Here is a 16,836-nt window from a genome sequence, read left to right as displayed (position 1 = left end):
CGCGTCACCCGAGGGTTATTCAGCCAGCAGCGACAGTTCTGCCACGCGATTCATCAGTTCAGCCAGTCCTGCCAGCAAGGCAAGACGGTTGTTACGCACAGCCAGGTCATCCGCCATCACCATGACGCCATCAAAGAAGGCATCAACCGGTGCTTTGAGGGCGGCCAGTTGTTTGAGCGCGCCGGTGAAGTCCTGTGCCACCAGTGCATTGTTCACCGGGCCTGTGACAGTTTGTGCAGCGTTATGCAGCGCGGTTTCAGCAGGTTCGACGAACAGCGCCGGGTTCAGCGCCGGAATTTCGCCTTCCACTTTCTTCAGGATATTGCGAATGCGCTTGTTGGCGGCAGCCAGGGCTGTGGATTCGGGCAGTGCTTTGAATTGCGCAACGGCATCCAGGCGCTTTTGCACGTCATCCAGACGAGTGAGCTTCAATGCCAGTACGGCATCAATATCAGCCGTCGGGTAGTCCGCAGCCAGGTAATTGCGCAGGCGTTCTTGCATGAAATCAAACACACCGTCAGCCGCATCGTGGCTAATCACGCCGGCGGGGAAGGTGGCAGCAGTCGCGACCAGCAAAGATTTGAGATTGAGCGGTTGGCCCAACAGCATGCGCAGTACCCCCAATGCCGCACGACGCAGACCGAACGGGTCTTTGTCGCCAGTCGGGATCAGGCCGATACCATAAATGCCGACGATGGACTCCAGCTTGTCAGCCAGCGCGACAGACAGGGCAATGGGCCCTTCTGGCAAGGTGTCGCCAGCGAAACGCGGATGATAATGCCCTTCAATCGCGCGGGCGACTTGCTCGTCTTCGCCATCAATGCGGGCATAGTGCATGCCCATGATCCCTTGAAGCTCCGGGAACTCACCCACCATGTCCGACACGAGATCAGCCTTGGCCAGGAACGCAGCGCGTTCCGCCAGTTTGCGATCCGCGCCTAATGCTGCGGCAAACTCCCCTGCCAGGCGGGAGAGGCGTTCAACACGCTCGTATTGCGTGCCGATCTTGTTGTGATACACCACCTGGCGCAGCTTGCCGACGCGACCTTCCAGCTTGATCTTCTGGTCTTGCTCGAAGAAGAAGCGGGCATCAGACAGGCGCGCGCGCAATACGCGCTCGTTGCCATGAATGATGTGTGACGGGTCGGCGGTTTCCAGGTTTGAGACGACAAGGAACTTTGGCAGCAGCTTGCCGTTGGCATCCAGCAGCGGGAAGTACTTTTGATGCTGCTGCATGGACAAAATCAAGCATTCTTGCGGTACTTTGAGGAAGTCTGCGCTGAATTCGCCTGTGTAGACCACCGGCCATTCAACCAGCGCGGTGACTTCGTCCAGCAGACCGTCTGAAGGCGCAATGGTGGCATCAATGGCGTGGGCCGCGTGGGTCAGGCGGTCTTCAATCAAATGACGACGCGCTGCAAAACTGGCGACCACTTTGCCTTCTTCAAACAGCGTGCGTGCGTAGGTGTCAGCGTTCGCCAGGCTGATTTCATCCGCCTGGGACAGAAAACGGTGACCGCGGGTGACGCGGCCGGCATCCAGGTGCAGTGCCTTGGTCGGGATGACGTCTGTGCCATGCAGGGCGATCAGGCCGTGGATCGGGCGGATAAACTGACCATCACGACTACCCCAGCGCATCATTTTGGGTGCGGGCAGTTTCTTGAGTGCCAGTTCAACGAGGCCGGACAACACGTTAGCCAGCGGCTCGCCGGTTTTGGTCGTGCGGAACACGAACACATCCTGCTTGCCATCGTGGCCTTTTTCCAGCTGGTCAGGTGTCACACCGCACGAACGGGCGAACCCAGCGAGGGCGGGAGTCGGCTGGCCATCTTTGAAACCGGCCGCGACGGCCGGACCCTTTTTCTCGACCGCTTGATCTGGCTGCACGGCCAGCACGCCAGGGATCGATACCGCAAGACGGCGCGGGCTGGCAAACGGATGGAACTCGACGTCTTTGCCCACGAAACCCAGGCGGGCGAGTTCATCAAACAATGTCTGGGCAAACGAGGCGCCCAGACGGGGCAACGCCTTGGGCGGCAGTTCTTCAGTAAAAAGTTCGATCAGCAGGGTTTGCGACATCGTTGTTTACTCGTTCGTATTTTTGGCTTGGTCGTCTTCGTGTTTCATGATCTGGCAGACCTGCTTCACGAAATCCGAACCATAGGTATCGGGGGCGGGCGTTTCAAATTCCCATTGGTAGCCGGGCACGTCATAACGGGCGACGATTTCGTCATCTTCCGAGCGTAGCTCTACGGCAACGCCGGCCATGCGCCCGCTCGGGCAGTCAATGGCCTGGCGCATGTATTTCTTGCGATAAACGCCTTTGGACGTTCCGTCGACCTGATTGTTTTTGAAGTGCTGCAACATCCACACATAGGTGTAGTTGGTGTCTGCATCCCGTTCGTGATGGCCAATGGATTTGATATCAGCCAGCACTTCAAAATCGGCCATGTCGCCATACGAGCGCCAGTCGCCTTCCCTGGGCACCGGCTGTGGGCCGTGGGTGCCATCGTCAAACTTGCCGCAAGCAGTCACAGCAAGGGCGATGAGAAGGAGGGCGGCGTAGCGACGCATGGCGTCTTCCTGGATCAGGCCTGCGTTTTGCACATAGGGAAACCCAGTGCCTCACGCGAGTCGTAATACGCTTGCGCCACAAGTCGCGCCAGCGTGCGGATACGGCCGATATAGGCGGCACGTTCAGTCACCGAGATCGCACCGCGCGCGTCAAGCAGGTTAAAGCAGTGCGCGGCTTTCAGGATCATCTCGTACCCTGGCAACGCCAGACCGGCTTCCAGCAGCTTGCCGGCTTCAGCCTCAAAGCTATTGAAAAGGCTCAGCAGTAACTCGACGTTGGAGTACTCGAAGTTGTAGGTCGACTGCTCGACTTCGTTCTGATGATAGATGTCGCCATAGGTCACGACCTGACCATCCGGATAACGGGTCCAGATCAGGTCGTAGACGTTTTCCACGCCTTGCAGATACATGGCGAGGCGTTCGGTCCCGTAGGTGATTTCACCCAGCACCGGTTTGCAATCCAGTCCGCCCACTTGCTGGAAGTAGGTGAACTGTGTGACTTCCATACCGTTCAGCCAGACTTCCCAACCCATGCCCCAGGCGCCCAGCGTCGGGTTTTCCCAGTCGTCTTCCACAAAACGGATGTCATGTACGGTTGGGTCAATACCCAATTCGCGCAGCGAACCCAGGTAAAGATCCTGGATGTTGTCCGGCGATGGCTTCAGAACAACCTGGAACTGATAGTAGTGTTGCAGGCGGTTGGGGTTCTCACCGTAGCGGCCATCCTTGGGACGGCGCGATGGTTGTACATAAGCGGCATTCCACGGTTCCGGGCCAATGGCGCGCAGGAAGGTGGCAGTGTGCGAGGTACCCGCACCCATTTCCATATCATAGGGTTGCAACAGGGCGCAGCCCTGGCGCGCCCAGTAGGTTTGCAGCGTAAGCAGGATTTCCTGGAAGGTCAGCATTCGTTGTTTTCTCGGCCGCAGCGGGCGTTGTGTCACTCTAAACCCGCTGATTCTACTTGCATTTGGGCCTGTTCGGCTATGTTGGTGCGGCGGCTTCGTCAGCAAGGCGTGCCATGCACCAGGCGCGAAAGCGCAGCATGCCTTGTGTGGGAATCTTGTCCCGCGCCCGGATCAGGTAAAAATGCCGTGTCAGATTGAGCGCTGGCGTGGCAATTGCGCACAGATCGCCGCGCTCAAGTTCACCGGCCACAGTGCGTCTTGACAGGCATGCCACCCCAAGGCCCGCACGCACTGCGCCCTTGATTGCTTCGCTGCTCCCCAATTCCAGGGCCACTTCCAGGCTGCCCGCCAACGGTGCCAGTGCGGCGGACAATACCTCACGCGTCCCGGAACCGGGCTCGCGTAGCAGCCAGCGCTCTGCCACCAGTTGCCTGGGGGGCGCGATGATGTTGGCAAGCGGGTGACCGGGTGCGGCCACCACGACCAGTTCATCACGCAACCAGGGTTCGGCCAGAATGCGCGCGTCGTCGCAAATGCCTTCGATCAAACCCATGTCTGCCTCAAAAGCCGCGACCGCCACGACGGCATCGGCAGTATTACCAATCGCGAGCTCAATCCTGTTGGTCGGCGCCTGCTGCAAAAAACCCGCAATCAGTTCAGGCATGACGCGATTGCCGATGGTGGAGCTGGCATACAACCGCAATCTCGCCGGCGCATCGGTATTAAAGCGCGTTTCGATTTCTCTGGCCTGAGCCAGCAACGCCTCCGCTTGCGGTAGTAGCCAGCGACCGTGTTCGTTGAGCTCCAGTCGGCGTCCGACCCGGTCAAATAGTTGCACGCCTAGCCGGCGTTCCAGTTCGCCCAATGCGCTGCTCGCTGCTGACTGGGATAACCCGATCTGATCCGCTGCCGCTGTCACACCGCCAGCGCGCGCGGTCGCAAGAAAAATCTCCAGCTCGCGCAAGGTGAGTTTGATCATCTGTTTTTCCGATGGGTTTCAGCTGAACTATTGGTTATTAATATATAACCAAAAACAATATCATGGCGTTGTCGATCAGGAAGCGCTGAGGCAAGTCATGGAAAACATTGAAAAAAGATCATCTCTCGGATCTGCCGGTGTAACAGGCGTAACGGCGGGTTGGGTTAGATTTGTGCCGGGGCTGGCGCTCACGCTGGCCCTGGCGGTCGTCGCCATGTGGCTGGCGGGATTGCCGACGTTATCAAGCACGGGATTATCCGCACTCACGCTGGCCATTGTGGGTGGCATGGTATTAGGCAACACGGTTTATCCGGCCATGGGCGATACTGCAGGCGCAGGCGTTGGGTTCTCCAAGCAAAAGCTCCTGCGGCTGGGCATCATTCTTTATGGATTTCGCCTCACATTTCAGCAAATTGGTGCCGTGGGCATTTCTGCCATCCTGATTGATGCGCTGGTACTCACCAGTACGCTATTCATTGCCTATCAAGTGGGCACCCGCTGGCTCAAGCTGGACAAGCAAACCGCGTTGTTGATCGGCTCAGGCAGTGCCATTTGCGGCGCAGCGGCTGTCCTGGCGACGGAGCCTGTACTGCGTGCCAAGCCCTCAACCGTTACCATCGCGGTGTCGACGGTGGTGGTATTCGGCACGCTGGCCATGTTTGTCTACCCGGCGTTGTACCCAATGGTGCACCACTTGGGCTGGGCGGTTTCGCCTCAGGCATTCGGTATCTACACCGGTTCAACCATTCATGAAGTAGCGCAAGTGGTGGCAGCTGCCAGCCAGGTCAGCACGGCCACGGCTGATACCGCAGTGATCGCCAAGATGATCCGCGTCATGATGCTGGCCCCGTTCCTGATCATTGTGTCCTGGTGGATGGCCCGTGCTCCACAGGCGCAGCATGACGGGCAACGTGGCGGGATCACCATTCCGTGGTTTGCCGTGTTATTCATTGTCATGGCGGGCGTGCATTCTTTGGGCTGGATGCCGCAACCGGTGGTGAATGCTTTGCTGCAGATCGATACCCTGCTGCTGGCCATGGCAATGGCGGCGCTCGGGCTCGATACCCGCATCACGGCCATCCGCGCTGCCGGGGTCAAACCGTTGCTGCTGGCGACGGTGCTGTTTGGGTGGCTGATTGCCGGCGGTGCAGTCATTAATGTGGCTGTGCGTACCCTGTTGCACATTTGACCGGAACGCGCAGGTACGGCGTGAGCGCTATCAGCCAACGCCGTACCTGCTGACACAAAAATGACCTGTGACACAAGGTCTGGCTTGCCCTATGCTTGGGCAAAACACCGGCGTACCGCCCGCGTACCCGCGCCAATCAACGCCCTTGAGTTACCGGTTTCATGAAATTTCCCCTCTTTGCATGCCTTGTGGTGGCCAGTGTGGCCGCCCACGCCCGGATTGATCTCTCTGCCTTGCGTGAGGCCGCGCGCAGCCGCGATATCCCTGCACTGACGCGTATTGCGGACAGTGCGCAGGGCGATCCGCTGGAAATGTATCCGCGGTACTACCTGTTAACGACGCAGATCACCACGGTCGCGCCTGAAGATGTGGATGCTTTCCTGGCTCGCTACGAGGGTTCGCCGCTGGCCGACCGTTTGCGTCAGGATTGGCTCAAGGAACTGGCTCGGCGCCAGGACTGGACACATTACCTGGAGGATTACAGCAAGCTCGACTCGCCATCGGTCGATCTGCAATGTTTGAATGCCCAGGCGCGTTTTGTGGTCCAGGGCAGTGCCGATGTCTCGCGCTTGCGCGGTTTATGGTTTACCGAGAAAGGCCAGCCGGAAAGCTGCGCGCCGGTATTCGAGGCCTTGTTTGCTGCGGGCCAGCTCAATCAGGAAGATGCCTGGACGCGAATCCGCATGGCGCTCTCGGCCAGCCGGACCGATTTTGCAGCGCAACTGGCCCCGCGCGTCGGGTTTCCGCCAGAACTGACCGTACGTGCGCTGGGTCAGGCCGGTAATGCCAACCAGGCTGCCAAGGTGTTGGGGCGACTGGATTTCAGCCGCCGTGCCGGCCGCGAGACCGCTCTGTTCATCATTCAGAAGTCCGCCCGGACTGATCCGGACGCAGCGGCAGACATGATTGAATCGCTCAAGACCAGGCTGAGCGAGAATGATCGCCGTTATGCCTGGCAGCAAATTGCAGAAATCGCCGCCAAAAAGCAGCACCCGCTGGCGAGTGGCTGGTTTACCAAAGGCGGCGTAGAAGGGCTGGATGCAGATGGCCGGGCCTGGTCGGTACGCGCTGCACTACGAGCTGGCGACATGAATGCCGTGCTCGATCGTATTGCGGCCATGCCGACCGAACAAGCCAACGAAAACGCATGGCGATATTGGTATGCCCAGGCGCTCAAGCGCGCGAATCGGGCGACTGAAGCTGCGCCCATCTTGTTGCAATTGTCGGCAGGTGATGATTTCTATGCATTGCTGGCGCGTGAAGAGTCCGGCCCTGCGCTGGCTGCCGCACCAGAGAGCTACGTCCCGGTGGATCAGGATGTACGCAATATTGCCGCTAAACCCGGTGTGATCCGCGCGCTGGCGCTCTATGACCAGAACTGGCGCGTGGAAGGCGTGCGCGAGTGGAACTGGGCAATGCGGGGACTTTCTGATCAAGAACTGGTTGCGGCGGCAGTACTGGCCGAACGCAACAAAATCTATGATCGTTCAATCTACTCCGCCGAACGCGCCCGCACGCTAGCGCCGCTGGGTCTGCGTTACCCCACTCCCTATCGCAGTCAGGTCGAGCGCGAGGCGCGTAGTCAGGGGCTGGACCCTGCCTGGGTCTACGGTTTGATCCGTCAGGAAAGCCGCTTTGTTGCTGATATCCGCTCTGGCGCTGGTGCAACCGGCCTCATGCAACTGATGCCAACGACGGCGCAATGGGTGGGCCGCAAGAATGGGCAAAAGAAGATCGATCTTTCCTCACTGACTGACCCGGACGTGAACGTCAGCTACGGCGCGTATTACCTCAAATACATTCTGGATCGTCTGGGTGGGCAGACCATTCTGGCGACTGCGGGTTACAACGCCGGCCCTGGCCGTGCCAAAGCCTGGCAGGATGATAATCGTCAGCTTGACCCGCTTGTCTATATTGAAACCATCCCGTTTGAAGAAACCCGCGACTACGTGAAAAAGGTGATGACCAATGCGCAGTTGTATGGCGCATCTTTTGGCGAGACCACACCGTTTCATCAGCGTTTGACCCCGGTGCCAGGCAAGAATGCGGACGCGGAGAACATTGACGCCCCTTGATCGCAACGGGGGGACCGGAGGCAAAACATGACCTTGCAGGCGATACGGCCCCGTGTGTTGTTGATTGGTGGCAGTGGCTTTATTGGGCGCGCCCTGACCGCACGCCTGTGCCGGGATGGTTATGAGGTGACCGTGCCTGCGCGTGACCGCGAGCGCGCCCGTGCCCGCTTGCTCACATTGCCAGGGGTTACCGTGGTACAAGCCGATCTGTTCGATGGCGCCACGCTGGATGGGCTCGTGCCTGAGCAAGGCGTGGTGATCAACCTTGTTGGCATCTTGCAGGGCACCCAAAAACAGTTTGAACACGCCCATGTGACCCTGACCCAACGTATTCTCGCGGCTTGCGAGCGTCACGATGTGCAACGCTATTTGCATATGAGCGCGCTGGGCGCAGAGCCGAATGGCCCATCCATGTACCTGCGCAGCAAAGGTCAAGCCGAAGAACTGGTCGCGCAAAGCCCGGTGGCCTGGACCATCTTCCGGCCTTCGGTTGTATTTGGTGCTGAAGACCGCTTTCTGAATCTGTTTGCCCAATTACAGCGCATAGCGCCCATGGTTCCGCTGGCATGTGCACGGGCGCGTTTTCAGCCAGTCTGGGTACAAGATGTGGTTGAGGCCTTTGTGGCGGCCTTGCAGCACCGGGACTGGATCAGGCAGCGCTTTGATCTGGTTGGCCCCAAGGTCTACAGCCTCGCTGAGTTGGTGCATTACGCTGGTCGTATCAGCGGCCATTCCCGCGCAGTGATTCCGCTGCCAGGTTGGGCTGGACAATTGCAGGCCACGTTGATGGCCCTGATGCCAAACCCGCCGATGTCCCGCGACAATCTCAAATCCATGCAGATCGATAATGTCTCTAGCCAACCGTTTGCGCCGGTGAGACTGGGTTTTGAGCCCACGGCGCTTGAGTCTGTCGCACCGGCCTGGCTCTCGCCGCAGGCTCGCAAAGGGCGCTATGCCGCGTGGCGAAGCGGCGCTCGGCACAAACGCTAGCCCGCAAGCAAACAAGTTCCTTTTGCCGGGGCGTTGATGCGCCTACACTGGGTTCACCCATTTTCCTTTCATCGCTCGTTATGTACAGGAGTGTTGTTCCATGGCTCAAATCCTGATTGGCAATTTGCCGCCGGATGCTTCGCTTGAAGATTTGCGTACCATGCTGGTTGAACTGGGCGTACCCAAACTGGGCGAGATCACCATGGCAGAAGGTGCGGAGCGGACCGCAGCCCTTGTCACCATCGATCTGCCCGATGTTGATGTCGGTGCGATTTCGCGACAACTGGAAGGCCATCTCTGGCGTGAACGGCAACTTCGTTGCGCACATAGCACGCTGGGTTGGGGTAACTGATCACGAGGCCGGGTAAGCCGGCCGCACCGGAGAGCGCAATGCGCATTGCAGTTTTTGATACCAAACGTTATGACCGTAGCGGCCTCGAGGAGGCTGCGGGCAAATTTGGTTATGAACTGACTTTTTTTGAAGACCGACTCAACCGCAATACCGTTCCGCTTATAGCCGGTCATGATGTGGTCTGCCCTTTCGTGAACGACCGGTTGGACCGCGAAGTACTAGAACAGATGGCAAAGCTCAATGTTCGGCATGTGGCTTTGCGCTGCGCCGGTTTCAACGGTGTGGACATTGTGGCGGCGGCAGAACTGGGCATCACAGTGACCCGCGTGCCGGCGTATTCGCCAGAGGCCGTCGCAGAGCACGTATTTGCCCTGTTGCTTACACTGGTACGCAAGACCCACCGCGCCTACCAGCGCGTGCGCGAAGGCAATTTCTCGCTGGATGGCCTTGTCGGCTTCAATCTGCAGGGCCGCACCTTTGGTGTGATAGGCGCAGGCAAGATTGGTGTCGCTGCGATGAATATCGCCCGTGGTTTCGGCTGCCGCGTGCTGGCGTATGACCGCTATCCATCAGCGGAGCGTGCGGCGCAGATCGGTTGTGAGTTTGTCGATATCGACACGTTACTGGCGCAAGCGGACATCATTTCTTTGCATGCCCCGCTGACAGCGGAAACCCATCACCTGATTGATGCCACGGCACTATCCAAAATGAAGCATGGCTCAGTCATCATCAATACCAGTCGTGGCGGGTTGATTGATACCAAAGCGCTGATCAAGTCGCTCAAAACGGGGCGCCTGGCGGGTGTCGGGCTTGATGTATATGAGTATGAGGAAGGTGTGTTCTTTGAGGATTTGTCCCACCAGGCACTCAAGGATGACATGCTGGCCCGGCTCACCACATTTCCCAACGTCATGATCACCTCGCATCAAGGGTTTCTGACGGATGAAGCACTGGCAGCTATCGCGCATACAGTGATGCAAAACATTGCTGATTATCAAAATGGACAGCCGCTGGTGAATGCAGTAAAACCCGGTGCATGAGCTCACCCCACCGGTTTTCACGCTGGCTTCCGCTGATTCCCGGGCTGCTGGCCGGCGTGTTTACGCTGGCTTTTGCAGCCTGGTTGCTGCAATCACGAGACGAAGCATCCAGCCAACGTTCCACCCTGCTGGAGCAGGATTTGCTATGGCAAAAACAGGCCATAGAGCAGCAAATCACCTTTGACGTCCAATCGCTCAATGGCCTTGCCGCCACGCTCAATGTCACCGACGTCAACACCGCCATTTTTGAAGCGCGCGTTCAATCGCTGATCCAGACCAGCCCGGAAATCGCCAGTTTCTCGGTGCAGGATGGCAAGGGCACGGTGCTATGGCATGCGGCCACGCAGAACAATTGGTCCGTGCCTTATGAGGGCAAGGGCGGTTGGAGTGATATCAATACTTCACATGGCGAACCCAAGGTGACTTACGCCGTGCTCGCGCCTGATCGCAAGCGCTACGTGGTCGCCGTGTTTGCCCTTGATGCCTTGCTGCAGCAGCAAGTGCCGTGGTGGATTGCCCAGCGGTATCAGATCTCGTTGCTGGACGCGCAAGATCACCCCCTCGCCGCCAAGTTCCAGCGCCAGCTGGATACCACGGGGCTATCGCATACCATTCAGCTCACCGCGCCGCCGCTCGCCCTCAAGCTCAAGGGGGATCTGTACGCGGGTTCCGTCTCCGCAACAGGTGATATTCTGCCGGCGCTCATGCTGGTGCTGGCGATTGCGATGCTGGCTTCCACCGCCGCGCTGAACCGGATGATCCGTGTCCGCGCCCAGGCCGAAGAACGCCTGAAGGCGGAAGTGGCATTCCGGCACGCGGTTGATACCTCGTTGGTCTCGGGCATGATCGCGTTTGATCGACGCGGCCGCATCATTTACACCAATCGTGCTTTCGGTGAGATGGTGGGATACAGCGCTCAGGAACTACGTGAAGTCCGCCCACCCATGCCGTACTGGCCGCCCGAAGAAATCGAACGTTGTCAGGCCACCTACGACGCCATCATTGCTGGCCACAACGAGCCGGCCGGTTTCATGGTGCGTTTGATGCGGCGTAACGGTGAGCGATTTGACGTGCGTATTCATGCTTCGCGTCTTGTGGATGGCGATGGCCATCACATTGGCTGGATGGGCTCACTGCACGATGTCACGGAAATCCGTCGGGAGCGTGAAGCGCTACAAGCCTCGCATGAGCGTTTCGTCGCCGTGCTGAACGGTCTGGATGCCTCAGTGGCGGTGACCGATGCCGAAACCGGCGAGTTGTTGATGTCCAACCTGCAGTTTGATCGCGCTTTCCAGTTGCCGGATTTACGCGGGCGTTGCTGTATCGTGCCACTGGTGGTGCGCCGCGCTGAACCACCAGTGGATGCCGAGTGGTATGACACTTATCGCGATCACTGGTATCAGGTCAAAAGCCGGCAAAGCACGTGGGTGGATGGTTCTGCCGTATGGCTGGAAATTGCCACCGATATTACGGCGCTTAAATCAGCCACCGAACGCGAACGGCAGCAGAATGAAGCACTTCAGCAGACTGGCCGGCTGATCAGTATGGGCGAGATGGCCTCCAGCCTGGCCCATGAGCTCAATCAGCCACTGGGCGCCATCGCCAGTTATGTCTCGGGTTGCCGTAACCTGTTGGGCAGCCCGGAGCCCAACTTGCCCCAACTGGGGCAGGCGCTGGATAAAATGGGCGAGCAGGCCAAGCGGGCCGGCCACATCATTCGGGGTATCCGCGAGTTTGTACAACGCCGCGCCCCGCGTCGCCAGCGCTGCGAGATCAATACGCTTCTGGATACAGTGCTGGGTTTGCTGGGGCACGAGATCGTGCGACGTGGCGTGGAAATCAGCATTGCCCAGAATGAAGGTATTCCACCGATCTTTGCTGACGCGGTGATGCTTGAGCAGGTCTTGTTCAACTTGATCAAGAACGCGCTGGAAGCGATGGATTCAACCCCGCAAGACAAACGTACGCTCGCGATTGGCTTGCTGCGGGATGAAGGCGTGCTGCGCGTCACGATTTCTGACCGGGGTAGCGGTATTTCGCCGGCCCAGCGCGAGCAGCTGTTCAAGCCGTTTTACTCGACCAAAGACACCGGTATGGGGATTGGCCTGAATATTTGCCGCTCCATCATTGAACATCACCACGGCCGCATGTGGGTGGAAGAGAACCCTGGCGGTGGCACACGCTTCATCTTTACGGTACCGTTCCCTGGCGTTGAAGAACTGATTGCAGCCCAGGAAATGTAGTCTGAAAACACGTACTACTTTTTTAGCCGGCCCAAACGCGATATAAAGGCGCTCTCTTCGCTACGCGTAATACAGACTCAAGGAGCTTGACCATGAAAGCCAACAACTTCGGCCGCATTGCCATCGTTGATGACGATGATGCACTGCGTGACGCGCTGGCCTGGCTTTTTTCCACGCGTGACCATGAAGTCCAGGCATTTGCCTCGGCGGAGTCTTTCCTCGCGGACTACGCGCCGGAGCGCTTTAGTTGCCTGATTCTGGATGTACGCATGCCCGGCATGAGCGGCACTGAACTGTTTGAACGACTGAAAGAATACGCGTATACCCCACCGGTCATCTTTCTGACCGGCCACGGTGATGTACCGATGGCGGTGGCTGCCCTTAAGGGGGGCGCGGCAGATTTTGTCGAGAAACCCTTCAGCGATAACGAGATTGTCGATCTGGTCGAAAACTGCCTGCAGGCCGATACACTGCGTCGCAACCAGTGGCAAGCCAAGCATGCGGTCGAGATTCGTCTTTCTACGTTGACCCCGCGTGAGCGTGAGGTCATGAAACTCATCCTCACCGGCCGTCTGAACAAACAGATTGCGGATGATCTTTCCATCAGCATGAAGACGGTCGAAGTACACCGGGCGCGTATTCTGGAGAAAATGCACGTCAAAACCGCAATGGAGTTGGCCGCCCTCCTGCGTGATGCGCAGATCAACACGCAAGAAGCAGAGTAAACTGACGCGCTGGCCGGTGCATGCTGGCCAGTTTGTCTGACTACGCCATATTTAATTGCCGCATGAATCAACCACTGACTGTCCCTCTGAAAAAAGCCGGTAAGGCCAAAGTGTCTTTGCTTATGGTGGTTTCCCCCGCCAAAACGCTCGATTACACCTCGGATCTGCCGACAGATCGGCACAGCAAACCAAAACATCTGGAACACGCTGCCTCGCTGGTTGATCTTCTCAAAGCCATGACCCCGGGCCAGATCGGCGATCTGATGGATATTTCGGACGAGCTGGCAGTACTGAATGCGGGTCGTTTCCAGTCCTGGCGTATGCCGTTCACCCGCAAGAATGCACGGCCGGCTGTGTTCGCCTTCAAGGGGGATGTCTACGAAGGGCTCAATGCCGGCAGCCTGGATGACGCTGCGCATGATTATCTGGAGCGCCATCTACGCATTCTTTCCGGTCTGTATGGCATCTTGCGGCCCTTTGACCTGATCCAGCCTTACCGTCTGGAAATGGGCCGCCCGCTGGCCAATCCGCAAGGCAAGAATCTGTACGCATGGTGGGGCAATACACAGACTGACAGCATCAATGCCGACAAACCTGCCGTGCTGATCAACCTGGCTTCGGATGAGTACTTCAAATCAGTTAAACCGAAGCTGCTGCATTGCCCGGTGATTACGCCGGTTTTTGAAGACTGCAAAAACGGTCAATACAAGATCATCAGCTTTTTTGCCAAACGTGCACGTGGCTTGATGGCGCGTTATGCCGCCCAGCATGCGATTGAGAACCCCGAGCAATTGAAAGGGTTTGACCTGGAAGGCTACGCGTTTACAGCGGATGAGAGCGATGCCACCCGCTGGGTGTTCCGTCGCCGCCTGGTTGACCAGGCAACGCCGTCTGCCTTGAAATAACGCGTTAGCTCGACAGACCAGGTTCATCCTGAACCATGACTCGCCCTTGGGTCAGATCACGCAAAGCGTCTGCCGCTGCGGCGTACTCGCTGACAGGTAGCTGGATAACCAGTGTCACACGCTCGGCATGGTCTGCGTTGATCAGAGTGGCATTGTTTTGCCCCAGCCAGTGCCGGATGCGTGCTTCATCGGCGTAATCAGCCTTGACGATGAATGTGGCCTGGGCGATGCGTTCGACCAATGTGGCCTGTTGCATGGGTTTGGCGATGGCGTCCGTATATGCGCGTACCAGTCCGCCCGCGCCCAGTTTTACGCCCCCGTAGTAACGCACCACCATGGCTAAAACGCCATCCACTTGTTGGTGGCGTAGCACTTCCAGCATGGGCCGGCCTGCAGTGCCACCTGGTTCGCCATCATCCGACATGCCAGATTGCCCGCCCGCCAGGAGTGCCCAGCACACGTGCGTTGCGGCGGGGTGATTGGCGCGCATTGCATCGATCAGCGCCATGGCTTCAGCGCGGTCGCTGACCGGCTGGACGCTTCCCAGAAAGCGGCTTTTCTTGATCTCAAGCTCAACGCTGACCGCGGCGGCGAGGGTATAGGTGGGCATTACATACGCCGGGTGGGCAAAACTTCATTTTACCAGGTTCGTGATGCGAGATAACCGGCAATAGGGCGTTAGACGATGTTGATGGCGGGTTGCGCGGCCAGTCGGGTAAACAAAGCGCCCGCGTCGGCCTGGTTTAATGGGAGCAAGAGGTGTTGATTGATCAGGGTATACAACTGTTGTGGCGAGCTAATGAGCGTTTCGTGTCGCACGCCGTCACGCAACTCGGCCATACGCAAATTGTTGAAGGTGATGCGCCCATGACCGGTGAGTCGCAATGCCATCAGATTGTGCAGGAACGGCGAGGCCGGAAAGGTGGATGAATAGTGGTTGGACATGATCCAGTCCGCCATCCAGGTTTCCTGGAGGTCAAACCAGTAAAGCGTTTCCCAGTTGTCATGGCGGCGGGTCTGCATCAGATAACCATCGCCGTAACGGTGATAGCGCAGGGTATCGAGTTGCACGATCGGAACATCCTCGATCAATGGTGCGGTGTCCGTGAGGCCACGCGCGCCAAAGCTCACATCACACATCCAGCGCTGGCCATCAATCAGCACCGAGACCACCATGTGCGTACGCGGGCGCTCCTCCACGATGGCGCCTCCCGCCAGCATTTTGCCAAGATGCACGTGTACGTCGTAGCCCAGTTCACGCAGTAGCCGTGAAAACAGACCATTGAGTTCAAAACAGTAGCCGCCACGGCCACGTGTCAGTACTTTGTCGGCAACCTCATCCGGGTCCAGCAGGGGCAGGCGGCCCAGGAGGACATCCACGTTGTTGAAGGGGATACGTTGCTGATTGGCGGCGTGCAAGGTTCGCAGGCGAGCCAGCGGGTCCTCGGGGAGCGAAGTCAACCCAAGGTAATGCAGATAGCGCTCGACAAAGCTCATAGAGGCTCCTTCCTCAATCAAGTCATCATATGCGACCAGACGTTCGGCGCTAGCAATACGTAATAAAAAACCCGCGACAGGCGCGGGTTTTTTGTGGCGGTCTGGCTGGTTACTTGTCCAGCAGAATGCGCAACATACGGCGCAGCGGCTCGGCAGCACCCCACAACAACTGGTCACCGATCACGAACGCGCTGATGTACTCCGGGCCCATGTTCAGTTTGCGTACACGGCCTACACCAATATCAAGCTTGCCGGTAATGGAGGCCGGTGTCAGTTCTTGTTCGGTGATGCTGCGATCATTCGGCACCCACTTCACCCACTGGTTGGTGGATTTGATCAGCGCTTCGATCTCGGACAGCGGCAAGTCTTTCTTCAGCTTGATGGTCAGTGCCAGGCTGTGGCAACGCATGGCGCCAATCCGGACGCACAGGCCATCCACCGGAATGGTCTTGTCTGTGCCGAGGATCTTGTTCACTTCGGCTTGACCCTTCCATTCTTCCTTGGACTGGCCGTTCTCCAGTTGCTTGTCGATCCACGGAATCAGGCCGCCAGCCAGCGGAGCCGGGAAGAACTCGGTCGGGACATCATGACGGATGGCCTGGGCCACCTTGCGGTCGATCTCCAGAATGGCGGAGGCCGGGTTGGCCAGTTCATCGGCCACGGCGGAATGAATCACACCCATGCCCTTTACCAGTTCGCGCATATTGTTAGCGCCGGCACCGGATGCCGCTTGATAGGTCATGGAGCTGACCCATTCGACCAGCCCTTCACGGAACAGACCGCCCACACCCATCAGCAGGATGGAGTTGGTACAGTTGCCGCCGGCAAAATTCTTGATGCCATCAGCAACCGCTTTGCGGATCAGGCCATCGTTAACCGGGTCCAGAATGATGACGGCGTCGTCTTCCATGCGCAGGGTGGAGGCGGCATCAATCCAGTAGCCGTTCCAGCCGGACGCACGCAGTTTGCGGAATACGTCGTTGGTGTAATCACCGCCCTGGCAGGAAATGATGACGTCCATGGCCGACAGTTCAGTCAGGTCATTGGCGTCTTTGAGCACGCCGGCATCCTTGCCGAAATTCGGCGCCGGTTTGCCAGCTTGCGAGGTAGTGAAGAATGTCGGATCAATCAGGTCGAAATCTTTTTCTTCCTGCATACGTTGCATGAGCACAGAGCCCACCATGCCGCGCCAGCCGACCAGACCTACCTTCGTCATCATCTTTTATCTTCCCGGAAACAGTTTGCAAATCAAGAGGGTGAACGATCGATATTAGAGAAATTCCCCATTGTTGACCAGTCTCATCTGGCAATTGCACTGCAATGCAGCATTCGTGCCAGACGAGTGGGCGCCCGGTGATT

15 protein-coding genes are annotated in these 16,836 nt (G+C 58.1%); 8 read left to right on the top strand and 7 right to left on the bottom strand.

What is annotated here, in order from left to right:
* Positions 1–15 precede the first annotated feature (15 nt).
* The 4 genes from glyS to IEX44_RS17930 form a co-directional block, all read right to left on the bottom strand.
* Positions 16–2,079, bottom strand: a complete 2,064-nt coding sequence (glyS, locus tag IEX44_RS17945) for a glycine--tRNA ligase subunit beta (protein ID WP_188697306.1) — start codon at positions 2,077–2,079, stop codon at positions 16–18.
* 6 nt (positions 2,080–2,085) lie between these two features.
* Positions 2,086–2,574 (bottom strand): surface-adhesin E family protein, encoded by a 489-nt coding sequence (locus tag IEX44_RS17940; RefSeq protein WP_188697304.1) that lies wholly within the window; start codon positions 2,572–2,574, stop codon positions 2,086–2,088.
* A gap of 14 nt (positions 2,575–2,588) precedes the next feature.
* Complete coding sequence (glyQ, locus tag IEX44_RS17935) at positions 2,589–3,482, bottom strand: glycine--tRNA ligase subunit alpha (RefSeq protein WP_188697301.1); 894 nt, start codon at positions 3,480–3,482, stop codon at positions 2,589–2,591.
* Between the two features lie 76 nt (positions 3,483–3,558).
* On the bottom strand, positions 3,559–4,461 hold the full coding sequence (locus tag IEX44_RS17930; protein WP_229679279.1) for a LysR family transcriptional regulator: 903 nt from the start codon (positions 4,459–4,461) through the stop codon (positions 3,559–3,561).
* Positions 4,462–4,558: 97 nt separating this feature from the next.
* Here IEX44_RS17930 and IEX44_RS17925 point away from each other — a divergent pair, with 97 nt between their 5' ends.
* The 8 genes from IEX44_RS17925 (at position 4,559) to yaaA (ending at position 13,980) form a co-directional block, all read left to right on the top strand.
* Entirely contained in the window at positions 4,559–5,650 is a 1,092-nt protein-coding gene (locus IEX44_RS17925; protein WP_188697299.1) for a YeiH family protein, read from the top strand.
* 161 nt (positions 5,651–5,811) lie between these two features.
* Positions 5,812–7,725: a lytic transglycosylase domain-containing protein gene (locus IEX44_RS17920; protein WP_188697295.1), complete on the top strand. Its 1,914-nt coding sequence runs from the start codon at positions 5,812–5,814 to the stop codon at positions 7,723–7,725.
* Between the two features lie 27 nt (positions 7,726–7,752).
* A complete protein-coding gene (locus tag IEX44_RS17915; RefSeq protein ID WP_188697292.1) occupies positions 7,753–8,715 on the top strand; it encodes a complex I NDUFA9 subunit family protein in 963 nt (320 codons plus the stop codon).
* Between the two features lie 100 nt (positions 8,716–8,815).
* The gene (locus IEX44_RS17910) at positions 8,816–9,067 is read left to right on the top strand and encodes an RNA-binding protein (protein ID WP_188697289.1); all 252 of its coding nucleotides are present in this window, start codon (positions 8,816–8,818) and stop codon (positions 9,065–9,067) included.
* Positions 9,068–9,105: 38 nt separating this feature from the next.
* Positions 9,106–10,107: a 2-hydroxyacid dehydrogenase gene (locus IEX44_RS17905; RefSeq protein ID WP_188697286.1), complete on the top strand. Its 1,002-nt coding sequence runs from the start codon at positions 9,106–9,108 to the stop codon at positions 10,105–10,107.
* The gene (locus IEX44_RS17900) at positions 10,104–12,350 is read left to right on the top strand and encodes a PAS domain-containing sensor histidine kinase (protein WP_188697283.1); all 2,247 of its coding nucleotides are present in this window, start codon (positions 10,104–10,106) and stop codon (positions 12,348–12,350) included. Before IEX44_RS17905 ends, IEX44_RS17900 begins: the two co-directional genes overlap by 4 nt.
* Before the next feature lie 92 nt (positions 12,351–12,442).
* Entirely contained in the window at positions 12,443–13,075 is a 633-nt protein-coding gene (locus IEX44_RS17895; protein ID WP_184102745.1) for a response regulator transcription factor, read from the top strand.
* A 116-nt stretch (positions 13,076–13,191) separates the two neighbouring features.
* Positions 13,192–13,980, top strand: coding sequence for a peroxide stress protein YaaA (gene yaaA, locus IEX44_RS17890; protein WP_188697551.1), 789 nt, complete (start codon positions 13,192–13,194; stop codon positions 13,978–13,980).
* A gap of 4 nt (positions 13,981–13,984) precedes the next feature.
* Here the strand turns inward: yaaA and IEX44_RS17885 are convergent, their stop codons facing one another.
* From IEX44_RS17885 to asd, 3 genes are all read right to left on the bottom strand, one after another.
* Positions 13,985–14,590, bottom strand: coding sequence for an IMPACT family protein (locus IEX44_RS17885; RefSeq protein WP_188697279.1), 606 nt, complete (start codon positions 14,588–14,590; stop codon positions 13,985–13,987).
* A 68-nt stretch (positions 14,591–14,658) separates the two neighbouring features.
* Positions 14,659–15,477 (bottom strand): arylamine N-acetyltransferase family protein, encoded by an 819-nt coding sequence (locus IEX44_RS17880; protein WP_188697276.1) that lies wholly within the window; start codon positions 15,475–15,477, stop codon positions 14,659–14,661.
* 109 nt (positions 15,478–15,586) lie between these two features.
* A complete protein-coding gene (gene asd / locus IEX44_RS17875) occupies positions 15,587–16,693 on the bottom strand; it encodes an aspartate-semialdehyde dehydrogenase (RefSeq protein ID WP_188697549.1) in 1,107 nt (368 codons plus the stop codon).
* Positions 16,694–16,836 lie beyond the last annotated feature (143 nt).

Origin of the sequence: Silvimonas amylolytica, assembly GCF_014645555.1 — a bacterium.
Lineage (GTDB): Bacteria > Pseudomonadota > Gammaproteobacteria > Burkholderiales > Chitinibacteraceae > Silvimonas > Silvimonas amylolytica.
This window is presented reverse-complemented; position numbering and strand designations above follow the sequence as displayed.